This is a genomic window from Pseudomonas sp. SJZ079 (assembly GCF_007993865.1).
In the GTDB taxonomy this organism is placed as follows: Bacteria; Pseudomonadota; Gammaproteobacteria; order Pseudomonadales; family Pseudomonadaceae; genus Aquipseudomonas.
On the sequence record NZ_VIUH01000007.1, the window covers coordinates 1 to 16,217 of the forward strand.

Sequence of the window (16,217 nt, forward strand, 5' to 3'; positions counted from 1 at the left end):
CTCATTTGGAACAACCAAACCGCGCTCCTCGTGCCTTGCCTCGCGCAAAAACAAGCTACGGCGCGGCCGCGAATGAAACGGCAACAGACCCTAGGTGAACCGAACCACGACGACCTTAAGGGGCGGAACGCTTGCGACAGTAGTTTTTTTGAGAAAACATATGCGCCACAGCCCTGTCCGGGCGAGCGAATGAGCGAGAGTACGGCATGAGCAGCGAATTGCAGGTAGAGGACCTTCAACTGGGCGACGGCAAGGAAGTGGTCAAAGGTGCCCTGATCACCACCCAGTACAACGGCTTTCTCGAAGACGGCAGCAAGTTCGACTCCTCCTACGATCGCGGCAAGCCCTTCCAGTGCGTGATAGGCACCGGACGGGTGATCAAAGGCTGGGACCAGGGCCTGATGGGCATGCGGGTCGGTGGCAGGCGCAAGCTCTTCGTGCCGTCCCGTCTCGGTTACGGTGACAACCAGTTCGGCGCGCATATCAAGCCCAATTCGAACCTGATCTTCGAGATCGAGCTGCTGGAAGTGCTGACCCGCGACGACTGATGGCGCTCCGCAGAGGGCTCTGCCACAGCCTGGCTTCGGCTTCGGCTTCGGCTTCGGCCTAGTGCACCGGCACCAAATTGAGGGTGCTGCGGCTGTGGGCCGCGACATCGGTGTCGCTCAGGTGCTGCGGTTGATACTGGCCGGAAATATAGGCTTCGGCCTGATCGCTGTAGTGGCGGTCGAACAGCACACCGCTCTGCCCGACCGGGTTGATGCCCAGGCCGTGTTCCGGGTCGGCGAGGTCGATCAGGCGGCGGGTCGAGGGCCCGTAGACCACGCTCCAGGGCGCCGGACCGATGCGGTGCGACAGATTGTTCGGGGTCTCGTGGCCGCCCGGCGCGGCGAAGGGGCCGACGTTGAACAGCTTATCCAGTGGTTGTTGCCGACCCAGCGGGTGACCCTGGCTCAGGGTGTGGGCGTTACCCCAGGCCCAGTCAGCCGGGTCGTCGCCGAGGGTCTGTCGCAGCTGCGCGATGCTCGCCCGCCAGGCTGCCTTGACGGTCTCGCTGCGGCCTTCCACGGCAGCGCTGCTGCGATCATCCCACCAGGGCGATGCGGCGTCGGCCGTCAGGCGCGGCAAGGCGACGTCCAGCACGCGGGTATACAGCAGGTTGTCGAAGAAGGCGTCGCCCAACTCATCGCGCATGGCCCGTTCGCTCAGCTGATAGACCAGCTGGTTGAACAGGCTGGCGGCGATTGAGTCCAGCTCATGCGCGCCGTTCCAGCTGGCCAGTTGCTCGACCAGGGCGCGCTCGCCGTCATCGGCGGCGGCTGCGCGCAACTCATCCAGAATCGGCGCCAGCAGGCGCGGCCCGTAGCCACTGCCAGGGTCGAGTTGCAGGGCCTGGCTGTTGTTCAGGTCCCACTTGACTGACGCATCGGCCAGGCGCTGATTCAGGCGCTGACCGCGATCGGGCAGGTTGTAGTAACCGGGGATCTCGATGCCGTTGGGCGACAGCGGTTGATAGTTGGCCGAGACAATATAGCCGCGCGGCGGGTTTTCCTCCTGGGGGTTATCGGTGAAGGGGTAATAGCCGGATTTTTCCGCCTCGCCGTTGCTGCCGTCGAGGATAAAGCTCGGGTTAACCCCGGCCGGGCGGCGTGGCAGCTTGGCCGCGGCCCACCAGCCGATGTCGCCGCTGGCGTTGGCCCAGACGATGTTGAGACCGGGCGCTTCGATCTTCTCCACCGCGGCGCGGGCCTTGGCCAGGCTGTCGGCGCGATTGAGCTGGTAGAAGCCGTCGAGGATCGGGTTGTCGGTCTCGAGGAAGGCCCACCACAGGGCAATCGGCGTGTCGCCGGCGGTCTGGCCCAGGGCGTCGTTAATCAACGGGCCGTGTGGCGAGCGGCGCAGAGTGAGTTTGACCGGCTCGGCGCCTTTGACCGCGATCAGTTCTTCGCGGCTCTGCAGCTCGACCCAGTGACCGCGGTACCAGACCTGGTTGGGGTTGTCCGGGTTGAGCCGTTCGGCGATCAGGTCGACATCATCGTTCTGGAACATGGTCAGGCTCCAGGCGAAGTCGCGGTTATGCCCGAGCGAGGCGAGCGGGTTGAGCGCCTGGTGATGACCGTACAGCTCGAAGCCCGGAGCGCTCAAGTGCGCCTCGTACCACACCGCCGGCACGGCAAAACGGATATGCGGGTCGCCGGCCAGCAGTGGCTTGCCGCTGGCGGTGCGGCTGCCGGACAGCGCCCAGGCGTTGCTGCCCTCGAACTGCGGCAGGCCGGCGTCGGTCAGCGCGGCGTGGCTGAGTTGGGCGAGGGCGGCCAGGTCCTGCCAGTCGCCGGCTGCCAGTGGCTGGCCGATCACCCCTTGCGGGTGCCAGTCGAGGTCAAAGACCCGCAGGTAATCGGCGCCCAGCCGATCGCGCACGTAGCTCAGTATCGGTTCGGTGCGAAAGGCGGCGGCGAAGCTGTAGGCCATATAGCCGCCCACGCTGAGGGTGTCGGCGATGCTGAAGGGGCGCGGGGTGATACCCAGCAGGTCGAACTCCAGTGGCGCCGGGCGGCTGGCCTGGTACTGATTGATCCCATCCAGGTAGGCCTGCAGGGCCTGGGTGGCCGGGCTGTTGGGGTCGATCTTCTGGGCGTAGGCGTCGGCGTGCGCGCGGATGCCCAGGGTGCGGAACAGGCGGTCGGTGTCGACCAACTGGCTGCCCAGCACCTCGGCCAGCTCGCCGCGGGCCAGGCGGCGCAGCATTTCCATCTGAAACAGCCGATCCTGGGCCTGCACGAAGCCCAGGGCGCGGTACAGGTCGGCCTCGTTCTGCGCCTGGATATGCGGCACGCCGCGTTCGTCGTAACGCACCTTGACCGGGGCTTGCAGCCTATCGAGCGGCAGTTCGCCCTCGCGCTGGGGCTGCTTGCTGTGGAGGTACCAGGCAGTGCCGGCCGCCGCAGTGGCGACGAGCAGGGCGAGGACGGTCAGGCTGCGTTTCATCGAGTCTTCCTTGTTATCGGCGCCTACTGTTATCGGCGAACCTGCAGTTCAGGCGGCGCGTTGGCAGTGTGCGGGACGAATGCTACAGCGCAGCGACCCATTGCGGGTGATGAACAACGCTGCCGAGCGGGATGGTCAGGGGCATCATCTGGTCGGCGCGGCTGACCACTCGCAGAAACAGCCCACCGCCAGGGTATTGCTGGCGTTGACCGGGCGGCCGCTGGCCAGCGCGTCGAGGATGGGTTCGATAAAGCTGTTGCTCGAATTGCAGGTGAGCCCTTCGCTGTAGGGACCGAAATAGGCCAGTTGGCCGTTGCGGTCCCAGATGGCCACGGCGGGGCTGGCCGGTATCTGCTCGGCACCGGGCAGGTCGGCGAGCGGCTGCAGGTCGCCCAGGGTCATAGGCAACTGGCCACGGCTACCCGGCTTTTGCACGGCATAGAAGGCCACGCCTTGCGGGGCGAAGTGTTCGATCAGTTCGGCCAGGTGCTGCTGATTCGTCACGTTGCACGGACAGGCCGGGTCCCAGAAATGCACCAGGCGAATCGGTCCTGGCCCGGCCAGTTCGGCCGGCAGGCGCAGCCCGGCGCCGGAGAATACTGCCGCGCGTTCGCTGAAGGGGCGGACATAACGCGCCTCGAACCAGCCGTAGGCCACCAGCAGGGCGGCGGCCAGCAACATGACGCTGAGGCTGATGAGCAGGGTCTTGCGGGAGGCTCGGGGCATGGCGGATCAGTCGATGAAGAGTCGTTTAGGGGCCTGTCGGGCTTGACCGTCCGTAGCGAGGGCAAGTCCGGGTTGAGTCAGTTTTGCTGATTTTTTCGAGGCGAATAGCGAGCTATTTAACGAGAAGGAGCAGCGAAAATGGCCAAATCCGGCTTTTCCGCAGCCGGGCAGCGTTAAGTCCGACAGGCTCCTAGCTTGCCACGACGCGCCTGGCAGCTGAATATCGGCAGCCGACCGCGTGGCCTCGACGGCCACGCGGAATCTTCGCCCGATCGATGGAAAGCCTTATGCCTGTGCGTTTTCAGCCCGCCAGCCTGTTCGCCAGCCTGCGACCCTTAGCCGCAGCGACCCGCTTGTCGCCACAGGAGCAGGCGTACCGCGACTTCTACGGGTTCCAGGCGATGGACGCGCAGCACAGCCGACTGGGTTGTTTTACCGTGGCCGGTTACCGCATCGCCGTGCAAGCCTGGTGGCCGCAGGCGCCACGGGCGACCCTGGTGTTGCTGCACGGCTATTACGATCACAGCGGTCTGTACCGGCATCTGGTCGAGTGGGCGCTGGGCCTGGGGTTCGCGGTGCTGACCTTCGATTTGCCGGGGCATGGCCTGTCCAGCGGCGCGCGCGCCAGTATCGGCGATTTCGCCGAATACCAGGCCGTGCTGCGAGGCGCGCTCGACCAGGCGGCGGTGCTGGAACTGCCGCAGCCCTGGCACCTGTGCGGACAAAGCACTGGCGGCGCGATCCTGCTCGATTATCTGCTGACCGGCGCGCCGCGCCCCGAAGTCGGCGAAAGCATCTTGCTGGCGCCCTTGGTGCGACCGCGTGCCTGGGCCTGGTCGCAACTCAGCTACCGCCTGCTCAAACCCTTCGTCACGCAGATCCCCCGGCGTTTCAGCGAGAACTCCCATGACGCCGAGTTTCTCGACTTCGTCCAGCATCGCGACCCGCTGCAGCCGCGCAGCCTGCCGACCGCCTGGGTCGGCGCCTTGAGTCGCTGGGTGCCGCGTATCGAAGGCGCGCCACGCAGCGCGCGCAGCCCCTTGATCATCCAGGGCGAGGCGGACATGACGGTGGATTGGCGACACAACCTGGCGGTGCTGCAGGACAAGTTCGCCGCGCCGGAGATTTTCCGTCTGCCGCAGGCGCTGCATCATCTGGCCAATGAAGCGCCGGCCTTGCGCCAGCGCTATTTCGAGTTCCTCAGTCAGCGGCTGGCCTGAACGCCTAGCTGCTGTTCAAATTCCCTGAGGCGCGGGCGCCAGGCTGGAGGTGCTCTGGCCCACGGCCAGGCCGGCGCGTACCGCCGCCAGGGCGGCCTGGTAATAGGCCTGGCCTTCTGCGGACTGGGCGAAGTCGACGAACTCATCCAGTTCGGGGTCGGACAGTTCGCGGTAAACGTGCAGCAGGGTGTTGTCCAGATCCTCGCCGATCTGCTCCATCAGGCGCTGCCGTTGGCTGTTCAGCAGGGTCTGCGCGGCGTCGCCGCCGAGCAGGCCGGGGATCATCTGGCTGAGGCTATCGGCGGCGACGCCGGCCAGGGCCAGGCTGACTTCGGCGCCCGCTTCCTTGGCCGGTAGCGCCTGAGCCAGGTGGCGGATCAGCAGGCGGCGGGTGGCGCTGGCGTCAACGCGCGGCAGGCCATTGGCATGCTGTTGCAGCTGTTCGCGACGGGTGGCGAGCAGTTCGGCGGCGACCACCTTGCGCCCCAGTGGCGACTGAAAGAAGCGCAGGGCCGGTGCCGGGTCGGCGAGGTTGTCCCTCAGACTGCGCTGGGCGCGCTGATCCATCGCCCGCGGCTCGAAGCGCAGGTTGCTGTTATCCAGCAGCGCCTGATAGACCGCCGGTGGCAGGCTGCTGCGATAGCGCTGTTGGGCGGCGCTCAAGGCGTCGTTGAACTGCACCCGTTGCTGCGGCCAGCCGGCCGCCTGATACAGCTGAAGGTGGCCGTCAGCCAGACTGGGCAGACTGAACAACAACAGAAAAACAACACATAAGGCGCGCATAAAGACTCCTGTCTGGCGGGCGACTATTTTCAATGGCCAGTGAGTGCTTGTCGAGGCGCACTCAGCACTGCTGATAGAATCGCCAACATGCCTATAGATACTCCTAACACGCGGTTAGCGTGCATCGTCGACGACCTGGCCGAACACGGCTGGTCGTTGCAACCACTGTTCGCTCCACAGACTCTGACCGCGAAACTGGCCGAGGAGTGCCGCACCCGTGCGGCGCAAGGTGCGCTGACGCCGGCCAGCATCGGTCGCGGCGTTGCCCAGGCGGTGATTGAGGGGGTGCGCGGGGATCGCATCGACTGGCTGGAGCCCGGGCAGTCCGTAGCCTGCGATCAGTACATGGCGCTGCTGGACGAGTTGCGCCAGGCCCTCAATGTCGGCTTGTATCTGGGCCTGGAAGACTACGAAAGCCATTTCGCCCTGTATCCACCGGGGGCGTTCTATCTCAAACACCTCGATCGCTTCCGCGATGACGACCGCCGTGCGGTGTCGGTGGTGCTCTACCTCAACCAGGACTGGCAGCCTGAGCACGGCGGTGCGCTGCGCCTGTACCTGAAAAATGGCGAGGTGCGCGATGTCAGCCCGCTGGCGGGTACGCTGGTGGTGTTTCTCTCGGCCGAGATGCCGCACGAAGTACTGCCGACCACCTGTGACCGTCTGTCGTTGACCGGCTGGTTCCGTCGGCGCGGTGACAATCCCCTGTTAAGTACCACCTGAGCCGGAGGAAGCGTGGAGAAAATTCTGGTCAGCCGTTGTCTGTTGGGCCATCGCGTGCGTTACGACGGTGGTGCGCACGGTCCGTTCGACCTGCTCGAGCGCTGGCAGGCCGAAGGGCGCGTGGTTGCCCTGTGCCCGGAAGTCGCCGGCGGCTTGCCGACCCCGCGTCCGCCGGCGGAGATTCCCGGCGGCCAGGGCGCGCAGGTGCTCGATGGCCAGGCGGCGGTGATCACTGTGGACGGTGAGGATGTCAGCGCGGCGTTTCTCGCCGGCGCCGCGCAGGCGCTGACGCTGGTCGAGCGGCACGGCATTCGTCTGGCGTTGCTCAAGGCGCGCAGCCCCTCGTGCGGCAATCGTGAGAATTACGATGGCAACTTCAGCGGGGTGAGAGTCGCCGGTGAGGGCGTGACCGCGGCCTTGCTGCGGCGCGCCGGGGTGCAGGTTTTCAATGAAGACGAGCTGGCCGCAGCCGAGGCGGAGTTGCGCGAGTTGGAGGCGCAGTAGGGCGGGCGTTGAACATCGCCTCGTCAGTGGCTGTCGGTCAATACGTCGCCAAGCCAGGCTTAGGGCGGGCACAAAAAAGGGAGGCCGCAGCCTCCCGTTTTCGTTGCAGTGCGCTGCTTAGAACAGCACGCGGCTGCGGATGGTGCCTTTGACGTGCTGGAGTTTCTCCAGGGCCAGGTCGGAGTAATCGGCGTCGACGTCGATCACCACATAGCCGACCTTGTCGTTGGTCTGCAGGAACTGGCCGGAGATGTTGATGCCGTTTTCCGCGAACACCTGGTTGATCTCGCTCATCACACCCGGGATGTTGGCGTGGATGTGCAGCAGACGGTGTTTGCCCGGGTGCGACGGCAGGGCCACTTCGGGGAAGTTGACCGAGGACACCGAGGTACCGTTGTCGCTGTACTTGACCAGCTTCTCCGCCACTTCCAGGCCGATATTGGCCTGCGCCTCGGCGGTGGAACCACCGATGTGCGGGGTGAGGATGACGTTGTCCAGGCCGCGTAGCGGGCTCTGGAACTCTTCGTCGTTGGAGCGCGGCTCGACCGGGAATACGTCGATGGCCGCGCCGATCAGGTGCTTGTCCTTGATCGCGGCGGCCAGGGCGTCGAGCTCGACCACGCTGCCGCGGGCGGCGTTGATCAGGATGCTGCCCTTCTTCATCGCGCGGATTTCTTTCTCACCGATCATCCACTTGGTGCTCGGCAGTTCCGGCACGTGCAGCGAGACGATGTCGGCCATGCCGAGCAATTCGGTCAGGCTGGCGATCTGGGTGGCATTGCCCAGCGGCAGTTTGGTCAGCGGATCGAAGAACAGCACCTGCATACCCAGGCTTTCCGCCAGGACCGAGAGCTGGGTGCCGATCGAGCCGTAACCGACGATGCCGAGCTTCTTGCCACGGATCTCGAAGGAGTTGGCCGCACTCTTGATCCAGCCGCCGCGGTGGCAGGAGGCATTCTTCTCGGGGATGCCGCGCAGCAGCAGGATGGCCTCGGCGAGCACCAGCTCGGCGACCGAACGGGTATTCGAGTAGGGGGCGTTGAACACCGCGATGCCGCGTTCGCGGGCGGCGTCCAGGTCGACCTGGTTGGTGCCGATGCAGAAACAACCCACCGCGACCAGTTTATGGGCGCCGTCGAAGAGCTCTGCGGTCAACTGGGTGCGCGAGCGGATACCGATGAAGTGGGCGTCGGCGATCTTTTCCTTCAGCTCGGCTTCCGGCAGCGAGCCTGTGTGGTACTCGATGTTGGTGTAACCGGCAGCCTTCAGGGTGTCCACGGCATTCTGGTGGACGCCTTCGAGGAGAAGGAACTTGATCTTGCTCTTGTCGAGGGAAGTCTTGCTCATCGGAGTACCTGTTGTCCCACAAAGTAGTGTCAGGGAAAGCGTCAGCGGCGATGCTGCGCGGGCCCCGCGAGTCGGCACGAGGGGCTCGATTCGCGGGGGGCATATGCTAGCATGATCTCCTTTTTCCATGCGTGGTTGCGACCTGAATGGTTCTCAGGGCGACCATGAATCGTTTGAGAGTTCACTTGATGACTACTGCTGCCCTGATCGACGAACTGAAGACCCTGGTTGAGCCCGGCAAGGTGCTCACCGACGCCGCTTCCCTCGATGCCTACGGCAAGGATTGGACCAAGCATTTCGCGCCGGCGCCGCTGGCCATCGCCTTTCCCAAGAGTGTCGAACAGGTCCAGGCCATCGTCCGCTGGGCCAATCAGCACAGGGTCGCGCTGGTGCCGTCTGGCGGGCGTACCGGGCTGTCTGCCGCAGCGGTGGCGGCTCACGGCGAAGTGGTAGTCGCCTTCGACTACATGAACCAGATTCTCGGTTTCAACGCCTACGACCGCACCGTGGTCTGTCAGCCGGGCGTGATTACCCAGCAGCTGCAGGCCTTCGCCGAAGAGCAGGGGCTGTATTACCCGGTGGACTTCGCCTCGGCCGGTTCCAGTCAGATTGGCGGCAATATCGGCACCAATGCCGGCGGGATCAAGGTGATTCGCTACGGCATGACCCGCAACTGGGTGGCCGGGCTGAAGGTGGTCACCGGCACCGGCGAGTTGCTGGAGCTGAACAAGGACCTGATCAAGAACGCCACCGGCTATGACCTGCGCCAGCTGTTCATCGGTGCCGAGGGCACCCTGGGCTTCGTGGTCGAGGCCACCATGCGCCTGGATCGCGCGCCGCAGAACCTCACCGCCATGGTCCTCGGCGCCGCCGATTTCGACTCGATCATGCCGGTGCTGCACGCCTTCCAGAACAAGCTCGACCTGACCGCATTCGAGTTCTTCTCCGACAAGGCGCTGGCCAAGGTGCTGGCGCGCGGCGATGTGCCGGCCGCCTTCGACACCGAGTGTCCGTTCTACGCCCTGCTGGAGTTCGAGGCGACCACCGAGGAGGTGGCCGACGCCGCCCTGGCCACCTTCGAACACTGCGTCGAGCAGGGTTGGGTGCTCGATGGCGTGATGAGCCAGAGCGAGCAGCAGCTGCAGAACCTGTGGAAGCTGCGCGAATACATCTCCGAAACCATCTCGCACTGGACCCCGTACAAGAACGACATCTCGGTCACAGTCTCCAAGGTGCCGGCCTTCCTGCACGATATCGACGCCATCGTCGGCGAGCACTACCCGGACTTCGAAATCGTCTGGTTCGGTCATATCGGCGACGGCAACCTGCACCTGAACATCCTCAAGCCGGATGAGCTGAGCAAGGACGAATTCTTCGCCAAGTGCGCCACGGTGAACAAATGGGTGTTCGAGACCGTGCAGAAATACAACGGCTCGATCTCCGCCGAGCACGGCGTCGGCATGACCAAGCGCGACTACCTCGCTTACAGCCGCTCGGAGGCGGAAATCGGCTATATGAAGGCGATCAAGGCGGTGTTCGATCCGAACGGCATTATGAACCCCGGCAAAATCTTCCCCTGAAAGCTACTGCGGGCTTCGCGCGCTGTAGGAGCCAGCTTGCTGGCGATGCTGTTGCGTTGCGCAGGATCGCCAGCAAGCTGGCGCCTACGAAGTGCCTGGGTCGAGTGCAACGTACCCTCAGCAGCCTATAAGCCTTTGGTCGCAGCGACAGCGTCCTGTCGCTCGGCCAGCATGACCAGTCCACTATTGATCAGACCTAGGAGTCGGTGATGAGTTACCAGCACCAGTATGTCGACGGCACCCATATCCACTTCCCCTTGGGCAAGGTGGTGTGCATCGGGCGCAACTACGCCGAGCATGCCAAGGAATTGAATAACCCGGTGCCGAGCGAGCCGCTGCTGTTCATCAAGGCCGGCAGCTGTGTGGTGCCGTTGGACGATGGTTTCAGCATTCCGGGCGATCGCGGTGCGGTGCATTATGAGGCGGAGATCGCCGTGCTGATCGGCAAGCCGCTGTCGCGTACACCCAATAGTGAGGAGGTGCTGGATGCCATCTCCGGCTTCGCCCCGGCCCTCGATCTGACCCTGCGCGACCTGCAGGCTCGGCTCAAGGAAAAAGGCTACCCCTGGGAGGTCGCCAAGTCCTTCGACGGCGCCTGTGTGCTGGCCCCCTTCGTGCCGGGTGACGCGCTGGAAGACCTGAGCGACATCGGCATTCGCCTGAGCATCAACGGCGAGGTGCGCCAGAACGGTAACAGTCGCGACATGCTCAATCCGATCCTGCCGATGATCCAGCACATCTGCGGTCATTTCAGCCTGCAGCCGGGCGATGTGATCCTGACCGGCACGCCGGCCGGCGTCGGGCCGCTGCATAAAGGCGACGAACTGGTGTTAGAGTTGCTCGGTCACTCACGCTTCGCCAGTCGCGTGTTGTGAGTCTGGAAACGCCAGGAGGCGCTTCTTGCCGATATTCGCCGGAAATCGAATCTTAATCGCTGACCTCTAGTCTGATGGCCATCGTTCTGCCGAGTAGTGTTCGATGTCTGCTGCCACTTTTCGTCTGCCGCGCCTGCGTTGGCTGGCGCTGATCTCCTTGGTTGCGCTGCTGTCAGGGTTGGTCAACTACCAGCACTGGGATGATCGCGCCTATTTCTGGTTCAAGGAGCAGCGCCTGAGTCGCGCCGATCAGCAGGCGAGCATCTGGCTGCCAGGCTATCGGGTGGTGGTTCAGGGTAGGCCGCTGCTCGGCCTGGAGGACGATGAAACCTCCGGGCTGACCTACAACGCCGACACCGATACCTTATTCACCGTGACCGGTAAGCATCCGCAGCTGGTCGAACTGTCGCTCGCTGGCGTTGTGCTGCGGCGTATCGCCCTCACCGGCTTCGCCGATCCCGAGGGGGTCGAGGTGCTCGCGGATGGCCAGTTGGCGATCATCGACGAGCGTCGGCGCACGCTGACGGCCTTCAGTCTGGCTGCCGATGCGTTGAGCCTCGATGCGCAGGATTATCCATCCTTCGACCTGGGCTTTGCCGATGCGGGCAACAAGGGCTTCGAGGGTATTGCCTGGGACTCCCGCCAACAGCGGGTCTTGCTGGGCAAGGAGCGTGGCCCTCTGGGGCTGTTCAGCCTGCCGTTTCCTGGCGAGGACGGTGTGTCGAGTGGCCTGCAAGCCATGCCCGCGGGTAACTTGTTCGTCCGCGACATCTCCTCCCTGAGCTATGACGCGCGCACCGGGCACTCGCTGCTGCTGTCCGACGAGTCGCAATTGCTGCTTGAGCTGGATGGCAGCGGTGAGCCGGTCAGTTTCATCAGCCTCAACGCAGGCCTGCATGGCCTGCGCAGCAGCATCAAGCAGGGGGAGGGGGTGACCATGGATGCGGCGGGCAATATCTATATCGTCAGCGAGCCCAACCTGCTGTACGTGTTCAAGAGGAAAGCCGGCTAAGGGGGCGTTCGGCAGCTCGCTGGGTCTCCGCTCGCGTCACACCAAGTTCCGCAAATTGAGTGGACCACCACGCATGCGCCTCACCGAACCTACGACGCTGATGGATATTTCTAACTCACCACATTAGAGCCTGATCCCCTCCCTCGCGCAGTTGCCCAGTCTGGATGGCTAGCGCTTGAGCTGCCTGACGCCCTCGGCGGTGCCGAGCAACAGCAAGTCTGCCGGGCGGGCGGCGAACAGGCCATTGCAGACTACGCCGACGATATTGTTGATCTGCGCTTCCAGCTCGCGCGGGTTGACGATGCTCAGGTTGTGCACGTCGAGAATCTGGTTGCCGTTATCGGTGATCACGCCGTCGCGGTACACCGGATCGCCGCCCAGCTTGACTAGCTCGCGGGCCACATGGCTGCGCGCCATCGGGATCACTTCCACCGGCAGCGGGAAGGCGCCGAGGACTGGCACCAGCTTGCTGGCGTCGGCAATGCAGACAAAGGTCTTGGCCACGGCCGCGACGATTTTCTCGCGGGTCAGCGCGGCGCCGCCGCCCTTGATCAGGTTGAGGTGCTCGTCGCTCTCGTCGGCGCCATCGACATAGAACTCCAGGTCGCTGACGGTGGTCAGTTCATAGACCGGGATGCCGTGGCCTTTCAGGCGTGCGGCGGTGGCTTCCGAGCTGGCCACTGCGCCGTCGAATGCCATTTTGTGCTGGGCCAGGGCATCGATAAAGCAATTGGCGGTGGAGCCGGTGCCGACCCCGACTATGCTCTTGGCGTCGAGCTGGGGAAGGATGAAGTCGACCGCCGCCTGGGCGACCGCTTGCTTGAGTTGATCCTGATTCATGCCGGGGTCCACGCATAGAGAAGAGAAACTGAGGCTGCGGATTATAGCCGCAAGCGCAGGCAAACCTCGCCCTGGATCAAGCGCCGTGTCCGCCCACTCGCTGGCAAAGCTGTATGCGTTGGCGGTCAGGGTGGCAAAGGCCCGCGAGCCCCCTTGGATTGTCGGTGGTCGTTCGGCGGACGCCTGGGGTAGACTCGGTGGTTCCCCGGAAACCCGCCAGCGATGCCGCCCATGCTCGAACAGTACGTCAAGAAGATCCTCACCTCGCGCGTTTATGACGTGGCGGTGGAAACCCCTCTGCAAACCGCCAACCAGCTTTCCGAGCGTCTGGGTAACCAGATTTTGCTCAAGCGCGAAGACCTGCAGCCGGTGTACTCGTTCAAGATTCGCGGAGCCTACAACAAGCTGGCGCAGCTCACGCCCGAGGAGCTGGCGCGCGGCGTGGTCACCGCCTCGGCCGGTAACCATGCCCAGGGCCTGGCCCTGGCGGCCAAGGTGCTGGGGGTCAAGGCGACCATCGTGATGCCCAAGACCACCCCGGAGATCAAGGTGCACGGCGTACGCTCGCGCGGCGGCAAGGTGGTGTTGCATGGCGACAGCTTCCCCGAGGCGCTGGCCCATTCGCTGAAATTGGTGGAGGAAAAGGGTTATACCTATGTCCACCCCTATGACGATCCGCACACCATCGCCGGCCAGGGCACCGTGGCCATGGAGATTCTTCGTCAACATCCCGGCCAGCTGGACGCGATTTTCGTGCCGGTCGGCGGCGGTGGGCTGATCGCCGGGATCGCCGCCTATGTGAAGTACCTGCGTCCCGAGATCAAGGTCATCGGCGTCGAGCCGGACGACTCCAATTGCCTGCAGGCCGCCATGGCCGCGGGCGAGCGCGTGGTGCTGAGCCAGGTCGGGTTGTTCGCCGACGGTGTGGCGGTGGCGCAGATAGGCGCGCACGGCTTCGACATCTGCAAGGACTATGTCGACGAAGTCATCACCGTCAGCACCGACGAGATCTGTGCGGCGATCAAGGACATCTACGACGACACCCGCTCGATCACCGAGCCGGCCGGCGCTCTGGGTGTGGCCGGGATCAAGAAGTATGTCGAGCGCGAAGGCTGCAGCGGGCAGGTGCTGGTCGGCATCGACTCGGGCGCCAACGTCAACTTCGACCGCCTGCGGCATGTCGCCGAGCGGGCCGAGTTGGGCGAGAAACGCGAAGCGATCATCGCCGTGACCATCCCGGAACGGCCGGGCAGCTTCAAGGCCTTCTGCGAAGCGATCGGCAAACGCCAGATCACCGAGTTCAACTACCGCTACCACACCGCCACCGAGGCGCACATCTTCGTCGGCGTGCAGACCCACCCGGACAGCGACCCGCGTGCGGCGTTGGTGGCAAGCCTACGCAGTCAGGGCTTCCCGGTACAGGACCTGACCGACAACGAACTGGCCAAGCTGCATATCCGTCACATGGTCGGCGGCCATGCGGCGCGGGTCAGCGATGAAGTGGTATTCCGCTTCGAGTTTCCCGAGCGGCCAGGCGCCCTGTTCAACTTCCTGCAAAAGCTCGGCGGGCGCTGGAATATCTCGATGTTCCACTACCGTAACCACGGCGCCGCCGATGGTCGAGTACTGGCGGCATTGCAGGTACCACACGAGGAACGCCAGTTGATTCCCGCCGCGCTGGATGCCATCGGTTATCCCTATTGGGATGAGACCGACAACCCGGCCTACAAACTTTTTCTGGGGTAAGTCCGTGGAACACTACCAGCTGCTGAAAATCGCCCACAGCCTGCCCGGCATTCTGCTGCTGCTCGGCCTGGTGGCCCATGTGGCGATGCTATGGAAGGCCTGGCGCGGCGGCGATACGGCCGTGTTGCAGCGCAAACTCAGGCGTACCCGGCTGCTCAGTTTGCCGCTGCTCGGCCTGTTGGCCTTGAGTCTGCCGGTCAGCGGTTGGTGGCTGGTGAACCTGGCCGCTTTTTCGCTGGGGCAGACCTGGCTGCTGGCGAGCAGTCTGTTGTTCGGGGTGCTGGCGGTTGTGTTCCTGTTGCTGGCTGCCCGCCTGTCGGCTTGGCAGGCCCTGGGCGACACTCCAGCGCCCGCGCGCTTGCTGCGTTTCACGGCTGCTTATGCCGGGCTGATGCTGCTGCTGATAGTGCTGATCATGGGGCTGATGGGCGCCAAGCCAGCCTGAGGCCGGCGGGCACACACGGAAACGCCGCCTGCTCAGGCGGCGTTTTTCATTGCGCAGGCGGCCTTGCCTCAGCGCAGCGAAATTACCGGCCAGCCGCGTTTCTGTGCTTCGGCGCGCAGGCTCGGGTCGGGGTCGACCGCCACTGGGCGGGTCACCTGCTCGAGCAGCGGCAGGTCATTCATCGAGTCGCTGTAAAAGCAGCTGTCGTCCAGATTGTGGCCGGTTTCCTGCAGCCAGCGATCGAGGCGGGTGACCTTGCCTTCGCGGAAGCAGGGCACGTCGGTGGTGCGACCGGTGTAGCGGCCATTGTGCATCTCGCACTCGGTGGCCAGCAGGGTGTCGACCCCCAGGCGCGCGACAATCGGCGCGGTGACGAAGCGGTTGGTGGCGGTGATGATCAGCAGCTTGTCGCCGGCGGCGCGGTGTTCGGCCAGCAGCGCCTCGCCCTTGCTCAGGATGATCGGCTCCACGCAGTCGCGCATGAACTCGCGGTGCCACTGCTCGAGCTGGGCCATTTCGCTACGGCCGAGGATTTCCAGGCTGAAATTCAGGTAGTCGGTGATATCCAGTCGCCCGGCCAGGTAATCCTGGTAGAAGGCGTCGTTGCGCGCCTTGTAGGCGACGCCGTCGAGAATGCCGCGCGCGCACAGATAATCGCCCCAGGCGTGGTCGCTATCGCCGCCGAGCAGGGTGTTGTCGAGATCGAATAGAGCCAAACGCACGGGACACCTTTAATCAAAAACATCGAAAGGCGGCCAGAATAGCGGCTTTTATCGGTCATTCCCATTAGGCTCTGTTGACCTAGGGTTACGAGCAGTGCATCCGCCGCGGCCGACAACCTTAGGTCAACAGAGCCTGGGCTTGTCCGTCGCGTTGCCGCTGTTGCGGCCTTTGTGGAACAATGCCGAAACATGCGTTTACGAGGTTGTGCGCCGTGATCGATCCAGATGGTTTTCGCCCCAATGTCGGCATCATCCTGACCAATGAGGCCGGCCAGGTGCTGTGGGCGCGTCGGATAAACCAGGAGGCCTGGCAGTTTCCGCAAGGCGGAATCAACGACCATGAGTCGCCGGAAGAGGCGTTGTACCGCGAGTTGAACGAAGAAGTCGGCCTGGAACAGCAGGATGTGAAAATTCTCGCCTGCACCCGCGGCTGGTTGCGCTATCGTCTGCCCCAGCGCCTGGTGCGGACCCACAGCCAACCGCTGTGCATCGGCCAGAAGCAGAAGTGGTTCCTGTTGCGCCTGACCTCGGATGAGCAGCGCGTGCGCATGGACCTGACCAACAAGCCCGAATTCGATGGTTGGCGCTGGGTCAGTTACTGGTATCCGCTGGGCCAGGTGGTCACATTCAAGCGCGAGGTTTACCGTCGCGCCCTCAAGGAACTCGCTCCGCGCCTGCTGGCGTCGGACTGACACGGACTAGAGCC

16 protein-coding genes are annotated in these 16,217 nt (G+C 64.1%); 10 read left to right on the forward strand and 6 right to left on the reverse strand.

The genetic code is table 11. The features are described 5' to 3' along the window. The first annotated feature begins 206 nt into the window (after nucleotides 1–206). The gene (locus FBY03_RS08700; protein WP_147171801.1) at nucleotides 207–548 is read left to right on the forward strand and encodes an FKBP-type peptidyl-prolyl cis-trans isomerase; all 342 of its coding nucleotides are present in this window, start codon (nucleotides 207–209) and stop codon (nucleotides 546–548) included. A 58-nt stretch (nucleotides 549–606) separates the two neighbouring features. Here the strand turns inward: FBY03_RS08700 and FBY03_RS08705 are convergent, their stop codons facing one another. Together FBY03_RS08705 and FBY03_RS08710 are read right to left on the reverse strand one after the other, a co-directional pair. Beyond that, nucleotides 607–2,988, reverse strand: coding sequence for a penicillin acylase family protein (locus FBY03_RS08705; RefSeq protein WP_147171802.1), 2,382 nt, complete (start codon nucleotides 2,986–2,988; stop codon nucleotides 607–609). Between the two features lie 144 nt (nucleotides 2,989–3,132). After that, nucleotides 3,133–3,714 carry a DUF6436 domain-containing protein gene (locus tag FBY03_RS08710; RefSeq protein WP_147171803.1) on the reverse strand — a complete coding sequence of 194 codons (582 nt, stop codon included), beginning with the start codon at nucleotides 3,712–3,714 and terminating at the stop codon, nucleotides 3,133–3,135. Between the two features lie 287 nt (nucleotides 3,715–4,001). Between FBY03_RS08710 and FBY03_RS08715 the strand changes: the two genes are divergently transcribed. Continuing rightward, nucleotides 4,002–4,934 (forward strand): alpha/beta hydrolase, encoded by a 933-nt coding sequence (locus tag FBY03_RS08715; protein WP_147171804.1) that lies wholly within the window; start codon nucleotides 4,002–4,004, stop codon nucleotides 4,932–4,934. A 15-nt stretch (nucleotides 4,935–4,949) separates the two neighbouring features. On the opposite strand, the gene FBY03_RS08720 is transcribed toward FBY03_RS08715, so the two are convergent. Next, the gene (locus FBY03_RS08720; protein WP_147171805.1) at nucleotides 4,950–5,717 is read right to left on the reverse strand and encodes a DUF2059 domain-containing protein; all 768 of its coding nucleotides are present in this window, start codon (nucleotides 5,715–5,717) and stop codon (nucleotides 4,950–4,952) included. Nucleotides 5,718–5,804: 87 nt separating this feature from the next. Here FBY03_RS08720 and FBY03_RS08725 point away from each other — a divergent pair, with 87 nt between their 5' ends. Both FBY03_RS08725 and FBY03_RS08730 read left to right on the forward strand, forming a co-directional pair. Next, the gene (locus FBY03_RS08725; protein WP_147171806.1) at nucleotides 5,805–6,440 is read left to right on the forward strand and encodes a 2OG-Fe(II) oxygenase; all 636 of its coding nucleotides are present in this window, start codon (nucleotides 5,805–5,807) and stop codon (nucleotides 6,438–6,440) included. A 12-nt stretch (nucleotides 6,441–6,452) separates the two neighbouring features. After that, nucleotides 6,453–6,944 (forward strand): DUF523 domain-containing protein, encoded by a 492-nt coding sequence (locus tag FBY03_RS08730; RefSeq protein ID WP_147171807.1) that lies wholly within the window; start codon nucleotides 6,453–6,455, stop codon nucleotides 6,942–6,944. A gap of 117 nt (nucleotides 6,945–7,061) precedes the next feature. Here the strand turns inward: FBY03_RS08730 and serA are convergent, their stop codons facing one another. After that, the gene (serA, locus tag FBY03_RS08735; protein ID WP_147171808.1) at nucleotides 7,062–8,291 is read right to left on the reverse strand and encodes a phosphoglycerate dehydrogenase; all 1,230 of its coding nucleotides are present in this window, start codon (nucleotides 8,289–8,291) and stop codon (nucleotides 7,062–7,064) included. A gap of 188 nt (nucleotides 8,292–8,479) precedes the next feature. Here serA and FBY03_RS08740 point away from each other — a divergent pair, with 188 nt between their 5' ends. The 3 genes from FBY03_RS08740 to FBY03_RS08750 all read left to right on the forward strand — a co-directional run bounded on the left by FBY03_RS08740 (nucleotide 8,480) and on the right by FBY03_RS08750 (nucleotide 11,758). Further along, the gene (locus tag FBY03_RS08740; protein ID WP_147171809.1) at nucleotides 8,480–9,871 is read left to right on the forward strand and encodes an FAD-binding oxidoreductase; all 1,392 of its coding nucleotides are present in this window, start codon (nucleotides 8,480–8,482) and stop codon (nucleotides 9,869–9,871) included. 209 nt (nucleotides 9,872–10,080) lie between these two features. Further along, nucleotides 10,081–10,746 carry a fumarylacetoacetate hydrolase family protein gene (locus tag FBY03_RS08745; RefSeq protein WP_147171810.1) on the forward strand — a complete coding sequence of 222 codons (666 nt, stop codon included), beginning with the start codon at nucleotides 10,081–10,083 and terminating at the stop codon, nucleotides 10,744–10,746. 103 nt (nucleotides 10,747–10,849) lie between these two features. Further along, nucleotides 10,850–11,758 (forward strand): SdiA-regulated domain-containing protein, encoded by a 909-nt coding sequence (locus FBY03_RS08750; protein WP_147171811.1) that lies wholly within the window; start codon nucleotides 10,850–10,852, stop codon nucleotides 11,756–11,758. Between the two features lie 168 nt (nucleotides 11,759–11,926). Here FBY03_RS08750 and rpiA read toward each other — a convergent pair whose 3' ends face one another. After that, nucleotides 11,927–12,598, reverse strand: a complete 672-nt coding sequence (gene rpiA / locus FBY03_RS08755) for a ribose-5-phosphate isomerase RpiA (RefSeq protein ID WP_147171812.1) — start codon at nucleotides 12,596–12,598, stop codon at nucleotides 11,927–11,929. Nucleotides 12,599–12,829: 231 nt separating this feature from the next. Between rpiA and ilvA the strand changes: the two genes are divergently transcribed. Then, the gene (gene ilvA, locus FBY03_RS08760) at nucleotides 12,830–14,344 is read left to right on the forward strand and encodes a threonine ammonia-lyase, biosynthetic (protein ID WP_147171813.1); all 1,515 of its coding nucleotides are present in this window, start codon (nucleotides 12,830–12,832) and stop codon (nucleotides 14,342–14,344) included. A 4-nt stretch (nucleotides 14,345–14,348) separates the two neighbouring features. After that, nucleotides 14,349–14,789, forward strand: a complete 441-nt coding sequence (locus FBY03_RS08765; protein WP_147171814.1) for a DUF2269 family protein — start codon at nucleotides 14,349–14,351, stop codon at nucleotides 14,787–14,789. A 68-nt stretch (nucleotides 14,790–14,857) separates the two neighbouring features. Here FBY03_RS08765 and FBY03_RS08770 read toward each other — a convergent pair whose 3' ends face one another. Further along, on the reverse strand, nucleotides 14,858–15,511 hold the full coding sequence (locus FBY03_RS08770) for an HAD family phosphatase (RefSeq protein ID WP_147171815.1): 654 nt from the start codon (nucleotides 15,509–15,511) through the stop codon (nucleotides 14,858–14,860). A 212-nt stretch (nucleotides 15,512–15,723) separates the two neighbouring features. Between FBY03_RS08770 and FBY03_RS08775 the strand changes: the two genes are divergently transcribed. Further along, nucleotides 15,724–16,203, forward strand: a complete 480-nt coding sequence (locus FBY03_RS08775; protein ID WP_147171816.1) for an RNA pyrophosphohydrolase — start codon at nucleotides 15,724–15,726, stop codon at nucleotides 16,201–16,203. Nucleotides 16,204–16,217: the final 14 nt, after the last annotated feature.

What these genes read in the sequence shown, in the direction of transcription:
- FBY03_RS08710 (WP_147171803.1), bottom strand. Translation starts at nt 3,714, where the DNA reads ATGCCCCGAGCCTCCCGCAAGACCCTGCTCATCAGCCTCAGCGTCATG.
- FBY03_RS08720 (WP_147171805.1), bottom strand. Translation starts at nt 5,717, where the DNA reads ATGCGCGCCTTATGTGTTGTTTTTCTGTTGTTGTTCAGTCTGCCCAGT.
- FBY03_RS08725 (WP_147171806.1), top strand. Translation starts at nt 5,805, where the DNA reads ATGCCTATAGATACTCCTAACACGCGGTTAGCGTGCATCGTCGACGAC.
- FBY03_RS08715 (WP_147171804.1), top strand. Translation starts at nt 4,002, where the DNA reads ATGCCTGTGCGTTTTCAGCCCGCCAGCCTGTTCGCCAGCCTGCGACCC.
- rpiA (WP_147171812.1), bottom strand. Translation starts at nt 12,598, where the DNA reads ATGAATCAGGATCAACTCAAGCAAGCGGTCGCCCAGGCGGCGGTCGAC.
- FBY03_RS08700 (WP_147171801.1), top strand. Translation starts at nt 207, where the DNA reads ATGAGCAGCGAATTGCAGGTAGAGGACCTTCAACTGGGCGACGGCAAG.
- serA (WP_147171808.1), bottom strand. Translation starts at nt 8,291, where the DNA reads ATGAGCAAGACTTCCCTCGACAAGAGCAAGATCAAGTTCCTTCTCCTC.
- FBY03_RS08750 (WP_147171811.1), top strand. Translation starts at nt 10,850, where the DNA reads ATGTCTGCTGCCACTTTTCGTCTGCCGCGCCTGCGTTGGCTGGCGCTG.
- FBY03_RS08745 (WP_147171810.1), top strand. Translation starts at nt 10,081, where the DNA reads ATGAGTTACCAGCACCAGTATGTCGACGGCACCCATATCCACTTCCCC.
- FBY03_RS08705 (WP_147171802.1), bottom strand. Translation starts at nt 2,988, where the DNA reads ATGAAACGCAGCCTGACCGTCCTCGCCCTGCTCGTCGCCACTGCGGCG.
- FBY03_RS08740 (WP_147171809.1), top strand. Translation starts at nt 8,480, where the DNA reads ATGACTACTGCTGCCCTGATCGACGAACTGAAGACCCTGGTTGAGCCC.
- ilvA (WP_147171813.1), top strand. Translation starts at nt 12,830, where the DNA reads ATGCTCGAACAGTACGTCAAGAAGATCCTCACCTCGCGCGTTTATGAC.